We start from the raw sequence: 17,402 nt of genomic DNA, 5'->3' as shown, positions 1-17,402 counted from the left end.
GCGTGACCGCCTCGCTGCACTACACCCGCGGGCCCGCCTTCGCCGTCGTGGAGGTCATCGCCCTCGCCTTCATCGAGAACGCGGAGCCCGTGCTGCGCGACATCGCCGAGCGCACGCGCCGGCACGGCGACCGCCGGCTGCTGATCAACCTGTTCGACGTGGTGGGCACCTTCGGGCCCGAGCAGCAGCGCGACATCGGCCTGCTGGCGCACAAGTACCTGTCGCACCTGGAAAAGGTGGCCTCGCTGGTGCCGCCGGAGAAGCTCACGCGCGTGAGCGAGGCCGCCGCCCGCGCCCAGGGCATGGAGCTGCGCGTGTTCACGCGCCTGAGCGACGCGATGGACTGGCTCGTGGCGTGATGCCGCGGCGCCGCCGCACCGCACCCGCCAGTCCGCGCAACACCTCCTCGGTCTGCTCCCAGCCGATGCAGCCGTCGGTGATCGACACGCCGGGCTGCAACGGCATGCCGGGCCGCAGGACCTGGCGGCCTTCCCGCAGGTGGCTCTCGACCATCACCCCGAAGATGCGCCGCTCGCCGGCCGCGAGCTGGCTCGCCAGGTCGCGCGCGACCTCCGGCTGGCGCCGGAAGTCCTTGCCCGAATTGGCGTGCGAGCAGTCGACCATCACCCGCTCGCGCACGCCGCCCTTGCGCAGGATCGCGCAGGCGGCCGCGACGGCGGCCGCGTCGTGGTTGGGCCCGCGCGAGCCGCCGCGCAGGATCACGTGGCAGTCGTCGTTGCCCGCAGTCTCGAAGATCGCGACCTGGCCCATCTTGGTCATCCCCATGAAGGCGTGCGGCGCGCCGCAGGCCACCAGCGCGTCGGCCGCCACCTGCACGCCGCCGTCCGTGCCGTTCTTGAAGCCGATCGGGCAGCTCAGGCCGGAGGCGAGCTGGCGATGGCTGGGGCTCTCGGTGGTGCGGGCGCCGATCGCGCCCCAGCTGACCAGGTCGGAGATGTACTGCGGGCTGAGCAGGTCCAGGAACTCGGTGCCGGCCGGAAGCCCCAGCTGCGCAATCTCCAGCAGCAGGCCGCGCGCGAGCCGCAGGCCCTCGTTGATGCGGAAGCTGCCGTCCAGGCGCGGGTCGTTGATGAAGCCCTTCCAGCCCACCGTCGTGCGCGGCTTCTCGAAGTAGACGCGCATCACCAGCAGCAGGTCCTGCCGCAGTTCGCCGGCCAGCGCGTGCAGGCGGCGCGCGTACTCGAGCGCCTGGCCGCGGTCGTGGATCGAGCAGGGGCCGACCACGGCGAGCAGGCGGTCGTCGCCGCCGTGCACGATGGCCGCCACTTCGCGGCGGCTGCGTTCCACGAAGGCCTGCACCGCCTCGTCGGCGGGCAGTTCGTATTGCAGCAGCGCGGGGGAGATCAGAGGGCGCACCTCGCGGATGCGGACGTCGTCCAGGCGCGTGGCCTGGGGCATTTCCTCGGGGCCTTCGGGCCGCGCGGCGGGGGTCGGGGTCATGGGTGCTCCTGCACCTGCACTATATTGGCTGGCCATGGAATTTGCCGAGATCCGCGCGGGCGGCCAGCCGCTGCGCATCGAATACGAATGGGTGGGCCCCGCCAACGCGGCGGCCACGCTGGTCTTCCTGCACGAGGGGCTGGGCTCGGTCACGATGTGGCGCGATTTTCCGGCACGCCTGTGCGCGGCCACGGGCATGAGCGGGCTGATGTATTCGCGTCCGGGCTACGGGCGCTCCACGCCGCGCCCGGCGGGCGAACACTGGGGGCCGGACTTCATGCACCGCCAGGCGCGCGAAGTGTTGCCGGCGCTGCTGGAGGAACTGCGCGTGCCGCGCCCCTGGCTGTTCGGCCACAGCGACGGCGGCTCGATCGCCCTGCTCTACGCCGCCGCCTTCCCGCAGGCGCTGCGCGGCGCGATCGTGCTGGCACCGCACATCCTGGTGGAGGAGATCTCCGTCACGAGCATCGCGCAGGCGCGCGAAGCCTACCTGCACACCGGCCTGAAGCAGCGCCTCGCGCGCTACCACGAGGACGTGGACTCGGCCTTCTGGGGCTGGAACGACGTCTGGCTGTCGCCCGCCTTCCGCGCCTGGTCCATCGAGGAGGAGATCGCAGCCATCCGCTGCCCGCTGCTGGCGATCCAGGGTGTGGACGACGAATACGGCACGCTGGAGCAGATCCGCGGCATCGCCCGCCGCGTGCCGCAGGCGCAGCTTCTCGAATTGCCGGACTGCGGCCACTCGCCGCACAAGGACCGGCCGGAGGCGGTGATCGAGGCGGTGACGGCCTTCGTCCGCTCGTCCACCGGCGGTCCGTAGGCTGGCGGTGAGCGCAGCGAACCCCAGCTAGCGCGGGCAGCGGAACAGCTTCAGCGAGCGCGCCAGCAGCAGCGTGGTCTCGCCCGCCGCGTGCGACTCGCTCGCGTCGTCGTCGCTCGTGTCCACCAGCAGCTCCCAGTGCGCGCAGCCGGGCAGCTCGGGCAGCGTGAACTCCAGGTCCTCGTGCGAGGCCGAGAGCATCAGCAGCAGGTGGTCGTCCTGCAGCGGGCGGCCCTGGCGGTCGGTCTCCTTCAGGCCGTTGCCGGCCAGGAACATGGCCAGCGACTGCGTGTGCGGGTTCTGCCAGTCCTCGTCGGTCATGGTCTCGCCGTCGTGGCGGAACCACATCACGTCCTCGATGTCGCTGCCGCGGATCGGCCGGCCGGAGAAGAAGCGCTGCCGGTGCAGGGCCGGATGGCCCTTGCGGATGCGGATCAGGCGCCGCGTGAACTCCAGCAGGCGCTCGTCGGCGGCGGCCCAGTCGTACCAGCTGATCTCGTTGTCCTGGCAGTAGGCGTTGTTGTTGCCGCCCTGGCTGCGGCCGAATTCGTCGCCGCCCAGCAGCATCGGCGTGCCCTGGCTCAGGAGCAGCGTGGCGAGGAAGTTGCGCTGCTGGCGCGCCCGCAGCCGGTTCACCGCCTCGTCGTCGGTCGGTCCCTCGGCGCCGCAGTTCCAGGAGCGGTTGTCGTTGTGGCCGTCCTGGTTGTTCTCCTGGTTGGCCTCGTTGTGCTTGTCGTTGTAGCTCACCGAGTCGCGCAGCGTGAAACCGTCGTGCGCGGTGACGAAGTTGATGCTGGCCGAGGGCTTGCGGCCGTCGCCCTGGTACAGGTCGCTGGAGCCGGTGAGGCGGTAGCCGAGGTCGCTGGCACGCCCGCCCTCGCCCTTCCAGAAGGCGCGGATCGAGTCGCGGTAGATGCCGTTCCACTCGGCCCACTTCACCGGGAAGTTGCCGACCTGGTAGCCACCCTCGCCCACGTCCCAGGGCTCGGCGATCAGCTTCACGTGGCTCAGCACGGGGTCCTGGTGGATGATGGTGAAGAAGCCCGAGAGCTGGTCCACCTCGTGCAGCCCGCGTGCCAGCGTGCTCGCCAGGTCGAAGCGGAAGCCGTCCACGTGCATGGCCAGCACCCAGTAGCGCAGCGAGTCCATGATCAGCTGCAGCGTCTGCGGATGCCGCACGTTCAGCGTGTTGCCGGTGCCCGTGTAGTCGAAGTAGAAGCGCGGGTTGTCGCCCACCAGCCGGTAGTAGGTCGGGTTGTCGATGCCCTTGAAGCTGAGGGTGGGCCCCATGTGGTTGCCCTCGGACGTGTGGTTGTAGACCACGTCCAGGATCACCTCCAGCCCCGCGGCGTGCAGCGCCTTCACCATCTCCTTGAATTCCGTGATGGCGCCGACGGCGTCGCCGCGCCGGAACGCCGCGCTGTAGCGCAGCTCCGGCGAGAAGAAGTTCAGGGTGGAGTAGCCCCAGTAGTTCGTGAGGCCCTTGTCCAGCAGGAAGGGATCGTCCAGGTGCGCGTGCACCGGCATCAGTTCCACCGCCGTCACGCCCAGCTTCTTCAGGTAGGTGACCATGGCCGGGTGCGCGAGCCCCGCGTAGGTGCCGCGCAGTTCCTCCGGCACCTCGGGATGCAGCATGGTGAGGCCCTTGACGTGCGCCTCGTAGATCACGGTCTGGTGCAGCGGCGTGTTGGGCCAGCGATCGTTGCCCCAGTCGAAGGCCGGATCGACGACCACGCCCAGCGGCACGCCGCGCTGCTCCTGGTCCACCAGCGCGTAGTCCTCGCGCTCGTGTCCCAGCTCGTACGCGAACACGCCCCGCTCGAAGTTCTCCAGGCCGTCGAGCGCGCGGGCGTACGGGTCGAGCAGGACGACGTTCGGGTTGAAGCGCAGGCCGCGGTCAGGGTCGTAGGGGCCGTGGACGCGGAAGCCGTAGCGCTGCCCGGGCTGCAGCCCGGGCAGGTAGCCGTGCCAGACGAAGGCCGTCTGCTCGCGCAGGCGCACGCGGGTCTCCTTGCCGTCGGCATCGAACAGGCAGACCTCGACGCCGGTGGCGTTCTCGGAATAGACGGCGAAGTTCACCCCTTCGCCGTCCCAGGTGGCGCCCAGGGGATAGGGCTCGCCGGGGTGGACGAGGAATTCGGTCACCCCGATCGCGGGAGTTCCTTGCATGACGCTGGCTCCTGCAGCTGGATTCACGCCTGCGATCCTCGCCTCATCCGCAACCGGTGTCCGTAGGACGGCGCCAACGGCTGCGCCGAAAGCCCCTCGGCCGCAATGTAGGATAGCGGGTGACTTCCCGCGCAGTAGCCTCCCCTCTCCCTGACGCGGCCGCTTCCACCCGGGCGGCCGTCACCCTGCTCGCCCTGGCGAGTTTCTTCAGCGGCGCCGCCCTGCGCATCTGCGACGGGCTGCTGCCCCGGCTGGCCGGCGACTTCGCCGTCACCCCGGGCACGGCCGGCCGCGTCGTCCTGACCTTCGCCGTCGCCTATGGCGTCTCGCAGTTGCTGTTCGGCCCGCTCGGCGACCGCTACGGCAAGACGCGCGTGATGTGCGCGGCCCTGTTCGCCTGCGCGCTGGCCTCGGTCGCCTGCGCCCTGGCGCCCGGCTTCGACGCGCTGGTGCGCATGCGGGTGTTCTGGGGCGTGGCCGCCGCCGGCGTGATCCCGCTCGCGATCGCCTGGATCGGCGACGCGGTCCCCTACGAGGAACGGCAGGCCACGCTCGCCCGCCTGCTGATGGGCACGCTGTCGGGCATGACGGCCGGCCAGCTGGGCGGCGGCCTGTTCGCCGACACGCCGCTCGGCTGGCGCGGCGCCTTCGCGACGCTGGGCGCCGGCTACCTGCTGATCGCCGCGCTGCTGCTGGCGCGCCTGCGCAGCATCGCGACCGTCCCGCCCGTGCGCGGCCAGGGGCGCTTCGCCTTCGCGTCGCAGCTCGCGTCCGTGCTGGCCGTGCCCTGGGCGCGGGTGGTGATCGCGGCGGTCTTTGCCGAGGGCGTGTTCCTGCTCGGGCCGATCGCCTTCCTGCCGTCCTACCTGCACCAGCGCTTCGGGGTGAGCCTGTCGATGGCCTCGGCGCTGATCGCGCTCTACGCCCTGGGCGGCCTGCTCTATGCCGTGATCGCGCGGCACGTGGTGCGCCGCCTGGGCGAGCGCAGGATGGTGCTGTCCGGCACCGTGATCATGGGCGTCGGCTTCCTCGCCTGGTACGCGATGCCGGTGGCCTGGGTGGCGGCACCGGTGGCCCTGGCGGTCGGCTTCGGCACCTACCTGTTCCACAACACCTTGCAGACCAACGCCACGCAGATGGCGCCGGCGATGCGCGGCACCGGCATGGCGCTGTTCGCCTTCTGCCTGTTCAACGGGCAGGCGCTGGGCGTGTGGCTGGCCGGCGTCGCCTACGACCGCGTCGGCGCGCTGCCGCTGCTGGTCGTTCCGGCGCTGGTGCTGCCCGTCGTGGGCTGGTGGTTCGCCCGCGGCCTGGCCCGCCGGGTCAATGCGTGAGCGCCTTCCGGTCCCCGATCAACTGGTCCAGCGTCGCCAGCAGCGTCTCCGGATCCACCGGCGAGACCATGTAGGCGTTCCCGCCGGTCTGCATGCCGTGGCGCTGGTCGGCCTCGGTGACGTACATCGCGGACACGTACACGACCGGCAGGTCGGAAGTGGAGGGCTTGCTGCGCAGCAGCCGGCAGACCTCGAAGCCGAGGAGATCCGGCAGGTGCACGTCCAGCACGACGGCCGACACGAACTCGACCAGTTCCAGCGCTTCGGCGCCGGCGGCCGCCTCCACGATGTTGAAGCCCGCCGCGCGCAGGTGGCGGGCGGTCGCGTACCTCGTGGCCGGGTTGTCGTCCACCACCAGCACGCTGTAGAGGGAACGATCGATCATGCGAACTGCTGCAATTTCTGGAAAGGTCGAGTTTAGCCGGACGCTGCCTCATCAGCTCATCAGAAATTCGCCTAGCTCTGCCACCCGCCGCCCAGCGAGCGATAGAGCTGCACCTGGTTCTGCAGCCGCGCGAGCCGCGCCTGCACCAGCGCCTGCTGCGCCGCGAACAGCGAGCGCTGCGCGTCCAGCAGGTCCAGGTAGCTCGCCACGCCGTTCTCGTAGCGCAGGCGCGCCAGGCGATAGCGGGCCGCCTCGGCCTCGACCACCTGCGACTGGGCACGGACCTGTTCGCCATAGGTGGCGCGCCCGGCCAGCGCATCGGCGACGTCGCGGAAGGCCTGCTGGATCGCCCGCTCGTACTGGGCCACGGCGATGTCGCGCGTGACCTGGGCCACTTCCAGGTTGGCGCGGTTGCGGCCGGCGTCGAACACCGTCTGCAGCAGCGAGGGCGCCACGGTGTAGCCCCAGGAGCCGCCGCTGAACAGGCCCGAGAGGTCCGAGCTCGCCGTGCCGATGCCGGCCGTGAGCGAGATGCGCGGGAAGAAGGCGGCCCGCGCCGCGCCGATGTTGGCGTTGGCGGCGATCAGCTGCTGCTCGGCCTGGCGCACGTCGGGCCGGCGCACCAGCACGTCCGAGGGCAGCCCGGCCGGCACGTCGGGCAGCTCCAGGCCTTCGGTCGTGATGCCCACCTGGTAGTCCGGCGGCACGGCCTCGCCGAGCAGCAGGCCCAGCGCGTTGAGGTCGGTCGCGCGCTGGCGCTGCAGCTGCGCGAGCGTGGCGCGCGCCGTCTCGTAGAGCGACTGGGCCTGGCGGAAATCGATCTCCGAGGACGCGCCGTTCTCGAAGCGCAGGCGCGTGAGGCGCAGCGACTCCTCGCGCGTGGCGAGCGTCTGGCGCGTGAGCGCGAGCAGCTCCTCGTCGGCCGCGAGGTTCAGCCAGGTGTTGGCGACGCTCGCCACCAGCGCGACCTGCGCCGCGTTGCGGCCCTCCTCCGTGGCGAGGTACTGCGCCAGCGCCGCTTCGCTCAGGCTCGCGATGCGGCCGAAGAAGTCGATCTCCCAGCTGCTGAACGCCAGGTTGGAAGTGAAGGTGTTGGCCTGCTCGCCCTGCGCGTTGGGCGCGCGCGTCGCGCTGGCGCCCACGCCCACGGTCGGGAAGCGGTCGGCGTTGCGGATGTCGTACTGCGCCCGCGCCTGCGCGATGTTCAGCACGGCGACGCGCAGGTCGCGGTTGTTGCGCAGGGCCGTCGCGATCAGCGAACGCAGCCGCGTGTCGGCGAAGAACTGCTGCCAGCCCAGGTCCGCCGCCGGCGTGCCCTGCTGCGCCGAGGGATAGGGAAAGGCGGCCGGCACGGGCGGCGCCGGCCGCTCGTACTTCGGGATCATGGAGCAGCCGGCCAGCAGCAGCGCCGCGACCAGGGGGGTGAGGGTCTTCATGGGAATGCTCATACCTGGTCCCCCGCCGTGGCGCCCGCGGGCAGGTCCTGCCCGTACTCGTGCGCGTGCAGCTTGCGCTGGCGCTCGCTGCCCTTGAAGCGGCCGCGGATCACGACGAAGAAGATGGGAACGAAGAACAGGGCCAGCGCCGTGCCGGTCAGCATGCCGCCGATCACGCCGGTGCCGATGGCGCGCTGGCTGGCCGAGCCGGCGCCGCTCGCGATGGCCAGCGGCAGCACGCCCAGCCCGAAGGCCATGGAGGTCATCACGATCGGCCGGAACCGCAGGTGCGCCGCCGCCAGCGCCGCCTCGACCACGCTCTTGCCCTGGGCCTGCAGGTCCTTGGCGAACTCGATGATCAGGATGGCGTTCTTGGCCGACAGGCCGATGATGGTGATCAGGCCCACCTGGAAGTAGACGTCGTTCGCGTAGCCGCGCAGCAGCGTCGCGAGCAGCACGCCCAGCACGCCCAGCGGCACGACCAGGATCACCGCCAGCGGGATCGACCAGCTCTCGTACAGCGCCGCCAGGCACAGGAACACCGAGAGGATGGCGAAGCCGTAGAGGATCAGCGCCTGCGAGCCGGCGAGCTTCTCCTCGCGCGACTGGCCGGTCCATTCGTAGCCGAAGCCCTGCGGCAGCTGCGCGGCGAGCCGCTCCATCTCCTCCATCGCCGCGCCCGTGCTGTAGCCGGGCGCCGGCGCGCCGGAGATGCGCATCGCCGGGTAGCCGTTGTAGCGGATCGTCTGCATGGCGCCGTTGACCCAGCGCGTGCTCGCGAAGGCCGACAGCGGCACGGGCTTGCCCTGGTTGCTGATCACGTTCAGGCGCAGCAGGTCTTCCGGCTGCATGCGCGCCGGTGCGTCGGCCTGCACCACCACGCGCTGCAGGCGCCCGCGGTTCGGGAAGTCGTTGACGTAGGACGAGCCCAGCGCCGTGGACAGCGTCGCGTTGATCGCCTCGAAGGGCACGCCCAGCGCGTTCGCCTTGTCGCGGTCGATGTCCAGCTGCAGCTGCGGCGCGTCCTCCAGGCCGTCCGGGCGCACCTGCGACAGCACCTTGCTCTGCGCCGCCAGCCCCAGCAGCTGGTTGCGCGCGGCGATCAGCGCCTCGTGGCCCTTGCCGCCGCGGTCCTGCAGGCGGAAGGTGAAGCCCGAGGCCGTGCCCAGCTCCGGAATCGGCGGCGGGCTGAGCGGGAAGATGAAGGCGTCGCGGATGCCCGACAGCGCGCCGAAGGCGCGGCCGGCCAGCGCCTGCGCCGACTGGCTCTCCTCCTCGCGCTCGTGCCAGTCCTTCAGCGTCACGAAGGCGAGGCCCGCGTTCTGGCCCTGGCCCGAGAAGGAGAAGCCCAGCACGCTCACCATGCTCTGCACCTCAGGCTGCTTGAGCACCCAGGCCTCCACCTGCTCCATCACGGCGCGCGTGCGCTCCGCGGTGGCGCCCGGGGGCAGCTGCACGTTGACCAGCATGTTGCCCTGGTCTTCCTGCGGCAGGAAGGAGGTGGGCAGGCGCGTGTAGATCAGCCCGGCGACGCCGGCGATGAGGGCATAGATGATCAGGAAGCGCGGCGCGCGCCGCAGCACCCGCTGCACCAGCGACTCGTAGCCGTGCGCGGTGCGCAGGAACATGCGGTTGAAGGCGCCGAAGAAGCCCTTCTTCTCCTCGTGGTGGCCGGCGGCCACGGGCTGCAGCAGCGTCGCGCAGAGCGCCGGCGTGAGCGACAGCGCCATGAAGGCCGAGAAGCCGATGGAGGCCACCATCACCGCCGCGAACTGGCGGTAGATGTTGCCGGTGGACCCGGCGAAGAAAGCGAGCGGCACGAACACCGACACCAGCACCACCGTCACGCCGACGATGGCGCCCTGGATCTGGCCCATGGCCTTGCGCGTGGCCTCGCGCGGCGGCAGGCCCTCGTGGCTCATGATGCGCTCGACGTTCTCCACCACCACGATGGCGTCGTCCACCACGATGCCGATCACCAGCACCATGCCGAACATGGTCAGCACGTTGATCGAGAAGCCCAGTGCCAGCAGCGCCGAGAAGGTGCCCAGCAGCGCCACCGGCACCACCAGCGTCGGGATCAGCGTGTAGCGCCAGTTCTGCAGGAACAGGAACATCACCAGGAACACCAGCGCCACCGCCTCCAGCAGCGTCTGCACCACCTGCGTGATGGAGATGCGCACGAAGCGCGAGCTGTCGTAGGGGATGTCCCAGGTCATGCCGCGGGGGAAGTAGGCCGACAGCTCGCCCATGCGCTTGCGGATCGCGTCGGCCGTCTCCAGCGCGTTGCCGCTGGGCGCGAGCTGCACGCCGATGCCGCTGGAGGGCTTGCCGTTCAGGCGCGCCGAGGTGGCGTAGTTCTGCGCATCCAGCTCGACCCGCGCGACGTCCTTCAGGCGCACCGTGGACCCGTCCGGGTTGGCGCGCAGCACGATGTTGCGGAACTGTTCGACCGTCCCGAGCTGGCCGTTCACCACCACCGTGGCGGCGATGCCCTGGCCCGCGACGTTGGGCAGTTCACCGATGGAGCCGGAGGACACCTGCGCGTTCTGCGCGCGGATCGCCGCCGTCACCTCGGCCGAGGACATGTTGTAGCCCACCAGCTTCTGCGGGTCGATCCACACGCGCATGGCGGCTTCCGTGCCGAACAGCTGCGCCTGGCCGACGCCGGGGATGCGCTGGATCTCGGGCAGGATGTTGCGCGAGGCGTAGTCGCCCAGGTCCACCGGCGTGAAGTTCGGGTCGCTGGACGACAGGATGGTGAACAGCAGGAAGTTGGAGCGCGACTTCTCGACGCGCACGCCCTGCTGCGTCACGGCCGAGGGCAGGCGCGGCGTCGCGCGCGACAGCCGGTTCTGCACGTCCACCTGCGCGAGGTCGGGGTTGGTGCCGGGCTGGAAGCTGAGCGTGATCTGCCCCGTGCCGTTCGCCTGCGTGACCGACTCCATGTAGATCAGGCCGGGCGAGCCGTTCATTTCCTGCTCGATGACGCTGATCACGCTTTCTTCCAGCGTGCGCGCGGAGGCGCCCGGGTAGCTGGCGGACAGCACGATGGCGGGCGGCGCCACCGGCGGGTACTGGGCGATCGGCAGCTGCGTGATGGACACGGCGCCCAGCACGATGATGAACAGCGCGATCACCCACGCGAAGATGGGGCGGTCGATGAAGAACTTGGCCATGCGGCGGTCCTCAGCCCTTCCTGGCCTGCGAGGCCGCGGACGCGGGGGCCGAGGCCGGCTTCACCGGCACGGCGGCCGTGCCGGCGGGACCTGCCGCGGCGCCACCCGCGCCCCAGGGCACGGGCTTCACCGGCGCGCCGGGCCGCAGCTTCTGGAAGCCGTCCACCATCACCTGCTCGCCGGGCTTGAGGCCCTCGAGCACCACCCAGTGGCCGCCCTGCGAGCCGCCGATCTTCACCGTGCGCGGGCTCACCTGGCCGTCCGCCGCCACGACCATGACCGTGTCGCCCTGCGGCGAGCGCGTGACGGCCTGCTGCGGCAGCAGCATCGCGTTCGCGGCCTTGGCCTGCTCCAGGCGCACGCGCACGAACATGCCGGGCAGCAGCATGGCGCGCGGGTTGGGCACCTCGGCGCGCAGCGTCACCTGGCCGGTGGCCTGGTCCACGCTGAGGTCGGCGAACAGCAGCTTGCCGGGCTGGGGGTGCTCGGTCCCGTCCTCCAGCACCACGCGCACCTGCGCGCCCTCGGCGCCGGCGCGCTTGAGCTTGCCCTGCTCCAGGGCGCGGCGCAGGTTCATCACCTCGGTGGCCGACTGCGTGAAGTTGACGTAGAGCGGGTTGATCTGCTGGATCACGGCCAGCGGCGTCGCCTCGCCCTGCCCCACCAGCGCGCCCTCGGTCACGAGCGAGCGGCCGATGCGCCCGGAGATCGGCGCCGTGACCGAGGCATAGCCCAGGTTGATCTCGGAGGTGCGCAGCGCCGCGCGCGCCGCCGCCACGTCGGCCTCGGCCTGCTTCTCGGCGGCCACCGCGTTGGCGTATTCCTGCTTGCTGATCGCGTTGGCTTCCACCAGCGGCTTGTAGCGCTGCGCCAGGGCCGCGGCCTGCGCGTGGTTGGCCTGCGCCTTCACCACCGCGGCCTGCGCGCTGGCGTGCGCGGCGGCGTAGGGGCCCGGGTCGATGCGGTACAGGACCTGGCCCGCTTTCACGTCGCTGCCTTCGCGGAACAGCCGCTGCTGCACGATGCCGGCGGCCCGCGCCCGCACCTGCGCCACGCGCGAGGGCTCCAGCCGCCCGGGCAGTTCGGTCACGAGGCCGATGTCGCTGGTGGCCACGGTGACGACGCCGACTTCCGGCGGCGGCGGCGTGGCCCCGGCCTGCGGCGCCCCGCCGTTGCCTTTGCCGCAGGCGGCGAGGCCGAGCAGGAGCAGGGAGAGAAGGGACCACGCAAGGGTCCGCGGCAAGCGAGCAGCCATGGATCGTTGTTCTGAGAGGATGGGAAGGACACGCTGCGGCCCCGGGACGGCAGGCCGGCGAAAGCCGCGAGTATATACATACAAGCTTGCATGTATAGTCCGGCCCTGCCATGGCCCGCCGTTCCAAGGAAGACGCCCTCGCCACCCGCAACAGCCTGCTGGATGCGGCGGAGCGCGTGTTCCTGGCGCAGGGCGTCGCCGGCACCTCGCTGAACGACATCGCGCAGGCGGCGGGCACCACCCGCGGCGCCATCTACTGGCACTTCAAGGACAAGGCGGACCTGTTCAACGCGATGATGGACCGGGTCGCGATGCCCTTGCAGGCGGCCCTGTCATTGGTGGACGCGGCGCCGGAGGAGGATCCCCTGCCGGGCCTGAAGAAGTCGCTGCGGGCGGCGCTGCGCCAGACGGTGCACGACCCGCAGACGCGCCGCGTGTTCGAGGTGGCGACGCACAAGGTGGAATACGTCGACAGCCTGTGCGCCGTGCGGGCGCGCCACCTGCGGGTGCGCGCCCTGTGGCTCGAGCGCTTCCGCAACGTGCTGCGGCAGGGCGCCGCCGTGCGCGGCAAGCGCCTGCCGGTGCCGGCCACGCTGGCCGCGCAGGGACTGCACGCCCTGCTGGACGGCCTCACGCAGAACTGGCTGCTGGACCCGAAGGCCTTCGACCTGGAGGCCTGCGGAATGAAGTCGGTCGACGCCTTCCTCCGCGGCCTCGGTCTCGAGCCCGACTAGCTCCCCTTGCCGGCCTGCGCCTTGGCCCTGGCCGCCGTGCCCGGTCCGGCCGCCGCCGTCTGCGGCGGCATGGCGGCCGCGCGGGCCGCATCGTGCGCCGTCTTCGCTTCCTTCCTGCAGGTGTCCTTGGCCGCGCCCTTCTGGTCGTCGCACTTCTCCTTGGCGACCTTGTAGTCGGCATCGGCCTTCGCGAGCTTCACTTTCTGGTCGGCGCGGGCGCTCGGCTTGTACTGCGCCTCGAGTTCGGCCTTGGCGACGTCTTCCTTGCCCTTGGCCTCCGCCTTGCAGACGTCCTTGGCATTGGCCTTCATCGCGTCGCAGGCCTTCTTGTCGGCCTTGTACTGCGCCTCGATCTTCTCCTTTTCGGCCTTGTGCGCATCCTTGCTCATGGCGGTGGCGTCGGCGGCGAGCGCGCTGCCGCAGAAGGCGCAGCCGAGCGCGAGGGCGAGCGTGGTGACTTGCAGCTTCATGGAAGCGTTCCTTTCTTGCGTGGTGGGTTTCAGGAGGACTCCCCTTCCACCAACGCGGCGCGGCCGCGGCCGCGCGTAGGAACGCGTGCCCTGCCCCTGTAGTCGCACGCTGGCGCCGGGCAGGCGGCGCGATGCGTCAGCGCTTGCGCGCGGAGAAGTAGCCGCCGGTGGCCTGCACCTTCTCCACCTTGGCCTGGCGCACGGCGGCTTCGCGCGCGGCCTTCGCCATGTCGATGCAGCGGTCGCGCGCGTCGTCGTCGCGCTTGGCCTCGCATTCGACCTTGTCGACCTTGTAGTTCGCCTCGGCGATGACGCGGCGCGCCTCCAGCGTCGCCTCGGGGCTGGGGTCGTAGCGGGCTTCCAGCTCCGCCTTCGCCGCATCGGCCTTGCCGCGCGCCTGCGCCTGGCACAGCTCCTGCAGGTGGTCCTTGAGGCCGCCGCAGAACTTGCGGTCCGCCTTGTACTGCGCCTCGATGTGGTCCTTGGCCGCCTCGTACGCGCTCTTGCTCATCGCGGGCGGCTCGGCGGCGGCGACGCCGGCCAGCGCAAGGCCGCACAGGAGGGGAACGGCGCGGGTCAGCAGGGGCTGCAGGAAGGCTTTCTTCATGGCCGCAAGCTTAGGCATCCGCCGTTCGCCCATCCGTAGGAAGCGCGCAGCGGCTGCTGTCGGCCAGCGCGGCTAGACGAAGGTAAGCGCCGGGCGGGTGCGGCTGCCGGCGCGAAGGTGTACGCTGCGCGCCATGAGCCAGCATGAGCACCCGCATCCCCACGGACACGACGACGGCAAATGGAAGCACGACGGCGTGCGCGTCATCCCCGGCCACCAGCTCGACGCCAACACGGCGCAGACGCCCGGCATGGACCGCCGGGCCGCGATCAACTTCGCGCGCGTGGGCGCGCAGAAGCTGTGGGCCGGCACCGTGACCATCCATGCCAACGCGAAGACCGGCGCGCACCACCACGGCCACCTGGAGAGCGTGATCTACGTGGTGAAGGGCCGCGCGCGCATGCGCTGGGGCGAGCACCTGGAGTTCACGGCCGAGGCCGGCCCCGGCGACTTCATCTACGTGCCGCCCTACGTGCCGCACCAGGAGATCAACGCCAGCCCGACCGAGGTGCTGGAGTGCGTCCTCTGCCGCAGCGACGGCGAGGCCGTGGCCGTCAACCTGGACATCGAGCCGGCGGAGAAGCCCGAGCAGGTGCTCTGGGTCGACCCCACGCATCCGCACGGAGGGGTGTGAACATGGCGATCGAATACCGCAGCCTCGGCCGCTCGGACCTGCAGGTCTCGCCGCTGTGCTTCGGCGGCAACGTGTTCGGCTGGACGGCCGACGAGCGCACCTCGTTCTCCCTGCTCGACGCGTGGGTCGACGCGGGCTTCAACTTCATCGACACGGCGGACGTCTATTCGCGCTGGGCGCCCGGCCACGCCGGCGGCGAGTCGGAGACCGTGATCGGCCGCTGGCTGAAACAGGGCGGCCGCCGCGACAAGGTGGTGATCGCGACCAAGGTGGGCATGGACATGGGCGAGGGCCGCGTCGGCCTCGCGCCGAAGCGCATCCGCGAAGCGGTGGAGGCCTCGCTGCGGCGCCTGGGCGTCGAGCGCATCGACCTGTACCAGGCGCACAAGGACGACGAGGCCACGCCGCTCGCGGCGACGCTGGAGGCCTTCGCGCGGCTCATCGAGGAAGGCAAGGTGCGGGCGATCGGCGCGTCGAACTACAGCGCCGCGCGGCTCGGGCAGGCGCTGGAGACGAGCCGGACGCAGCGGCTGCCGCGCTTCGAATCGCTGCAGCCGCTGTACAACCTGGTCGACCGCGCCGACTTCGAGCGCGAGCTGCAGCCGCTGTGCCGGCGCGAGCAGGTCGGCGTGATGAACTACTACGCGCTGGCCGCCGGCTTCCTGAGCGGCAAGTACCGCACACCGGAGGACGCGGGCAAGAGCGCGCGCGGCACGGCGACGGTCGCCAGGTACCTGAACGACCGCGGCCGCCGCATCCTGGCCGCCCTCGATCGCGCCGCGCAGCAGCTGGGAAGCACGCAGGCGCAAGTGGCGGTCGCATGGGTGATGGCGCGTCCGGGCATCACCTCGCCGATCGCGAGCGCGACCTCGCTCGCGCAGTTGCAGGAACTGGTGCAGGCCGCGCAGTTGCGGCTGCCGGCGGAGGTCGTGCGCTCGCTGGACGAGGCCAGCGCCTGAAGTCTCCCTCTCCCCTGTGGGGAGAGGGCCGGGGTGAGGGGCGGGGGCGCGCTACGGCGCCGGCGGCAGCCGTCCGAGCAGGCGCTCCATCGCGCGGCCGATCGCCAGCAGGCGGCGGTCGCTCCCCGACGGCCCGTCGAGTTCCAGCCCCACCGGCAGGCCGCTCGTCGCGCCCAGCGCGATCGGCAGCTGGATGCCGGGAATCCCGGCGTTGCTGCCCGGATCCGTGTTCTGGATGAACAGCAGGAAGGTCTCGAGGCTGCTCGCGTCCGGGTTCGCGAGCGGCGCCGTGCGAGGCACGGTGGGAAACACGAGCGCATCGAGACGGTGCTTGCGGAAGGTGTCGGCGTACAGGCGCATCAGCGCGGGCCGCCCGCTCGCCATCGCCGCCTGGTACACGGGGGCGGCGGGCGTCGTGCCGCCATTCGGCGTCGGCAGCAGGCGTGGCAGCACCAGGCCCTGGTAGGTGGCCTTCACGTCGGGGCTCGCGATCTGCGGCGCCAGCTGCTCGATCGTGATGCCGGCGCCGCTGGCGCGCAGCCAGGCCACCATGTCGTCGTAAGCCTCGTACAGCGCGACCGGGAAGCTCACCTTGCCGTTGAGGTCGCCCAGGCCCGGCAGCGTGACGGGGACGATGGTGACGCCGGCAGCCCGCAGGCGCGCGAGCGCGGCGTCGAACGCGGCCTGCGTGTCGGCGTCGAGGTTGCGCAGGAATTCGGGCGCGAGCCCCAGCCGCACGCCGCGCAGGTCGGCCGGCGCGGTGGCGGGCGCGCCCGTGACGACCCGGTCCAGCAGGTCCACGTCGTCCATGCTCACCGCCATGGGGCCCGCCGTGTCGCGCGTGTGCGAGATCGGCGCGATGCCCGCGAGCGGATAGCGCCCCACGGTCGGCCGCAGCGACGCGCAGCCGTTCAGCGCGCAGGGAATGCGCACGGAGCCGCCCGTGTCGGTGCCCAGCGCCGCCGGCGCCATGCGCAAGGCAAGCGCGACCCCGTTGCCGGACGAGGAGCCGCCCGCCATGCGCGCGCTGTCCCAGGCGTTGCGCACGCCCACGCGCTCCGGCGGCGTGTACGCCGGGTTGTAGCCCGAGATGCCGAAGGCGAGCTCGTGCATGTTGGTCTTGCCGAGCACGACGGCCCCGGCGGCGCGCAGGCGCTGCACGACGGGCGCGTCGCGGGTCGGCACGAAGGCGTGCAGGGCCGGCGTGCCCGCGGTGGCAGGCAGTCCCGCGACCTCGATGTTGTCCTTGATGGCCACCGGCACGCCCAGCAGCGGCAGGCAGGGCGCGCCGGCGGCGCGGCGCGCATCCACCTGGCGGGCCGCCTGCAGCGCGCCGGCTTCGTCGAGGGTGATGAAGGCGTTGTGGTCGGCGCGCTCGCGGGCGCGGGCGAGGTAGGCGCGCGTGACGGCTTCGCTGGTCAACGTGCCGCGGCAGACGCCGGCGGCGATGGCGCTTGCGGTCAGGCGGGGAATGTCGGGGGGCTGCGGCGCGGGAGTGGTGGCGCAGCCTGCCAGCACGAGGGCGGCGGACAGGCCGGCAAGGCGGATGCGTTCCATGGCGCTGCTGCCTTTCTCCAGTTCGCGGCCACTCTAAACCCCGGCAGCGGGGATGGCAACGTGCCTAGCGGCGCCCCGCCACCGAGCGCGCGATCTCCGGCGGCAGGCGCTTGAGCAGCCAGCGGATCGCCAGCGGCACCAGCACCACGTCGTCAAGGAAGCCGAAACCCGGGATCCAGTCCGGCAGCAGGTCCACCGGCGAGAGCACGTACAGGACGATCAGCGCCGTGCCGATCTTCAGCCAGCGCGGCGCCGCCGGATGGCGCAAGGCCGCCCAGAGCTGGCGCGCATCGCCGCGCAGCACGGTCCACAAGAGCGTCAGGCGCTTCCACATCGGCTTTCCCCGTCCGGCCCCGGCGGGGCCCGTCCGCCGTACATGGCGCCGCCGTGCCGCCCTGCAAG

General features: G+C 71.5%; 16 protein-coding genes. 6 read left to right on the top strand and 10 right to left on the bottom strand.

Annotation, left to right across the window (positions count from 1 at the left end; all coding sequences use genetic code 11):
- The first annotated feature begins 2 nt into the window (after positions 1-2).
- The gene (locus ACY0MJ_RS10800) at positions 3-359 is read left to right on the top strand and encodes a SpoIIAA family protein (RefSeq protein ID WP_462638434.1); all 357 of its coding nucleotides are present in this window, start codon (positions 3-5) and stop codon (positions 357-359) included.
- Here ACY0MJ_RS10800 and ACY0MJ_RS10795 read toward each other — a convergent pair.
- Positions 319-1,461, bottom strand: coding sequence for a 3-deoxy-7-phosphoheptulonate synthase (locus ACY0MJ_RS10795; RefSeq protein WP_462638433.1), 1,143 nt, complete (start codon positions 1,459-1,461; stop codon positions 319-321). The two genes, ACY0MJ_RS10800 and ACY0MJ_RS10795, sit on opposite strands and share 41 nt — an antisense overlap.
- A gap of 34 nt (positions 1,462-1,495) precedes the next feature.
- Here ACY0MJ_RS10795 and ACY0MJ_RS10790 point away from each other — a divergent pair, with 34 nt between their 5' ends.
- On the top strand, positions 1,496-2,281 hold the full coding sequence (locus tag ACY0MJ_RS10790) for an alpha/beta fold hydrolase (protein WP_462638432.1): 786 nt from the start codon (positions 1,496-1,498) through the stop codon (positions 2,279-2,281).
- Between the two features lie 27 nt (positions 2,282-2,308).
- On the opposite strand, the gene glgX is transcribed toward ACY0MJ_RS10790, so the two are convergent.
- On the bottom strand, positions 2,309-4,450 hold the full coding sequence (gene glgX / locus ACY0MJ_RS10785) for a glycogen debranching protein GlgX (RefSeq protein WP_462638431.1): 2,142 nt from the start codon (positions 4,448-4,450) through the stop codon (positions 2,309-2,311).
- Positions 4,451-4,569: 119 nt separating this feature from the next.
- Between glgX and ACY0MJ_RS10780 the strand changes: the two genes are divergently transcribed.
- Positions 4,570-5,784, top strand: coding sequence for an MFS transporter (locus ACY0MJ_RS10780; protein WP_462638430.1), 1,215 nt, complete (start codon positions 4,570-4,572; stop codon positions 5,782-5,784).
- Here the strand turns inward: ACY0MJ_RS10780 and ACY0MJ_RS10775 are convergent.
- The 4 genes from ACY0MJ_RS10775 to ACY0MJ_RS10760 form a co-directional block, all read right to left on the bottom strand.
- The gene (locus ACY0MJ_RS10775) at positions 5,774-6,169 is read right to left on the bottom strand and encodes a response regulator (protein WP_462638429.1); all 396 of its coding nucleotides are present in this window, start codon (positions 6,167-6,169) and stop codon (positions 5,774-5,776) included. The genes ACY0MJ_RS10780 and ACY0MJ_RS10775 overlap by 11 nt on opposite strands.
- 71 nt (positions 6,170-6,240) lie before the next feature.
- Positions 6,241-7,605, bottom strand: coding sequence for an efflux transporter outer membrane subunit (locus tag ACY0MJ_RS10770; RefSeq protein ID WP_462638428.1), 1,365 nt, complete (start codon positions 7,603-7,605; stop codon positions 6,241-6,243).
- 8 nt (positions 7,606-7,613) lie between these two features.
- Positions 7,614-10,784 carry an efflux RND transporter permease subunit gene (locus tag ACY0MJ_RS10765; protein ID WP_462638427.1) on the bottom strand — a complete coding sequence of 1,057 codons (3,171 nt, stop codon included), beginning with the start codon at positions 10,782-10,784 and terminating at the stop codon, positions 7,614-7,616.
- 10 nt (positions 10,785-10,794) lie between these two features.
- Complete coding sequence (locus ACY0MJ_RS10760) at positions 10,795-12,039, bottom strand: efflux RND transporter periplasmic adaptor subunit (protein ID WP_462638426.1); 1,245 nt, start codon at positions 12,037-12,039, stop codon at positions 10,795-10,797.
- A 110-nt stretch (positions 12,040-12,149) separates the two neighbouring features.
- Between ACY0MJ_RS10760 and ACY0MJ_RS10755 the strand changes: the two genes are divergently transcribed.
- On the top strand, positions 12,150-12,773 hold the full coding sequence (locus ACY0MJ_RS10755) for a TetR family transcriptional regulator (protein WP_462638425.1): 624 nt from the start codon (positions 12,150-12,152) through the stop codon (positions 12,771-12,773).
- Here the strand turns inward: ACY0MJ_RS10755 and ACY0MJ_RS10750 are convergent.
- The gene (locus tag ACY0MJ_RS10750; RefSeq protein WP_462638423.1) at positions 12,770-13,243 is read right to left on the bottom strand and encodes a hypothetical protein; all 474 of its coding nucleotides are present in this window, start codon (positions 13,241-13,243) and stop codon (positions 12,770-12,772) included. The two genes, ACY0MJ_RS10755 and ACY0MJ_RS10750, sit on opposite strands and share 4 nt — an antisense overlap.
- A 136-nt stretch (positions 13,244-13,379) precedes the next feature.
- Positions 13,380-13,850 (bottom strand): hypothetical protein, encoded by a 471-nt coding sequence (locus tag ACY0MJ_RS10745; protein ID WP_462638422.1) that lies wholly within the window; start codon positions 13,848-13,850, stop codon positions 13,380-13,382.
- 133 nt (positions 13,851-13,983) lie between these two features.
- On the opposite strand from ACY0MJ_RS10745, the gene ACY0MJ_RS10740 reads away from it, so the two are divergent.
- A complete protein-coding gene (locus ACY0MJ_RS10740) occupies positions 13,984-14,484 on the top strand; it encodes a cupin domain-containing protein (protein WP_462638421.1) in 501 nt (166 codons plus the stop codon).
- Between the two features lie 2 nt (positions 14,485-14,486).
- Positions 14,487-15,443, top strand: coding sequence for an aldo/keto reductase (locus tag ACY0MJ_RS10735; protein WP_462638420.1), 957 nt, complete (start codon positions 14,487-14,489; stop codon positions 15,441-15,443).
- A 51-nt stretch (positions 15,444-15,494) separates the two neighbouring features.
- On the opposite strand, the gene iaaH is transcribed toward ACY0MJ_RS10735, so the two are convergent.
- Positions 15,495-17,000 (bottom strand): indoleacetamide hydrolase, encoded by a 1,506-nt coding sequence (gene iaaH / locus ACY0MJ_RS10730; RefSeq protein WP_462638418.1) that lies wholly within the window; start codon positions 16,998-17,000, stop codon positions 15,495-15,497.
- A 64-nt stretch (positions 17,001-17,064) separates the two neighbouring features.
- The gene (locus ACY0MJ_RS10725; RefSeq protein ID WP_462638417.1) at positions 17,065-17,334 is read right to left on the bottom strand and encodes a YkvA family protein; all 270 of its coding nucleotides are present in this window, start codon (positions 17,332-17,334) and stop codon (positions 17,065-17,067) included.
- Positions 17,335-17,402: the final 68 nt, after the last annotated feature.

The organism is Ramlibacter sp. bp-362 (assembly GCF_054956735.1).
This window is presented reverse-complemented; position numbering and strand designations above follow the sequence as displayed.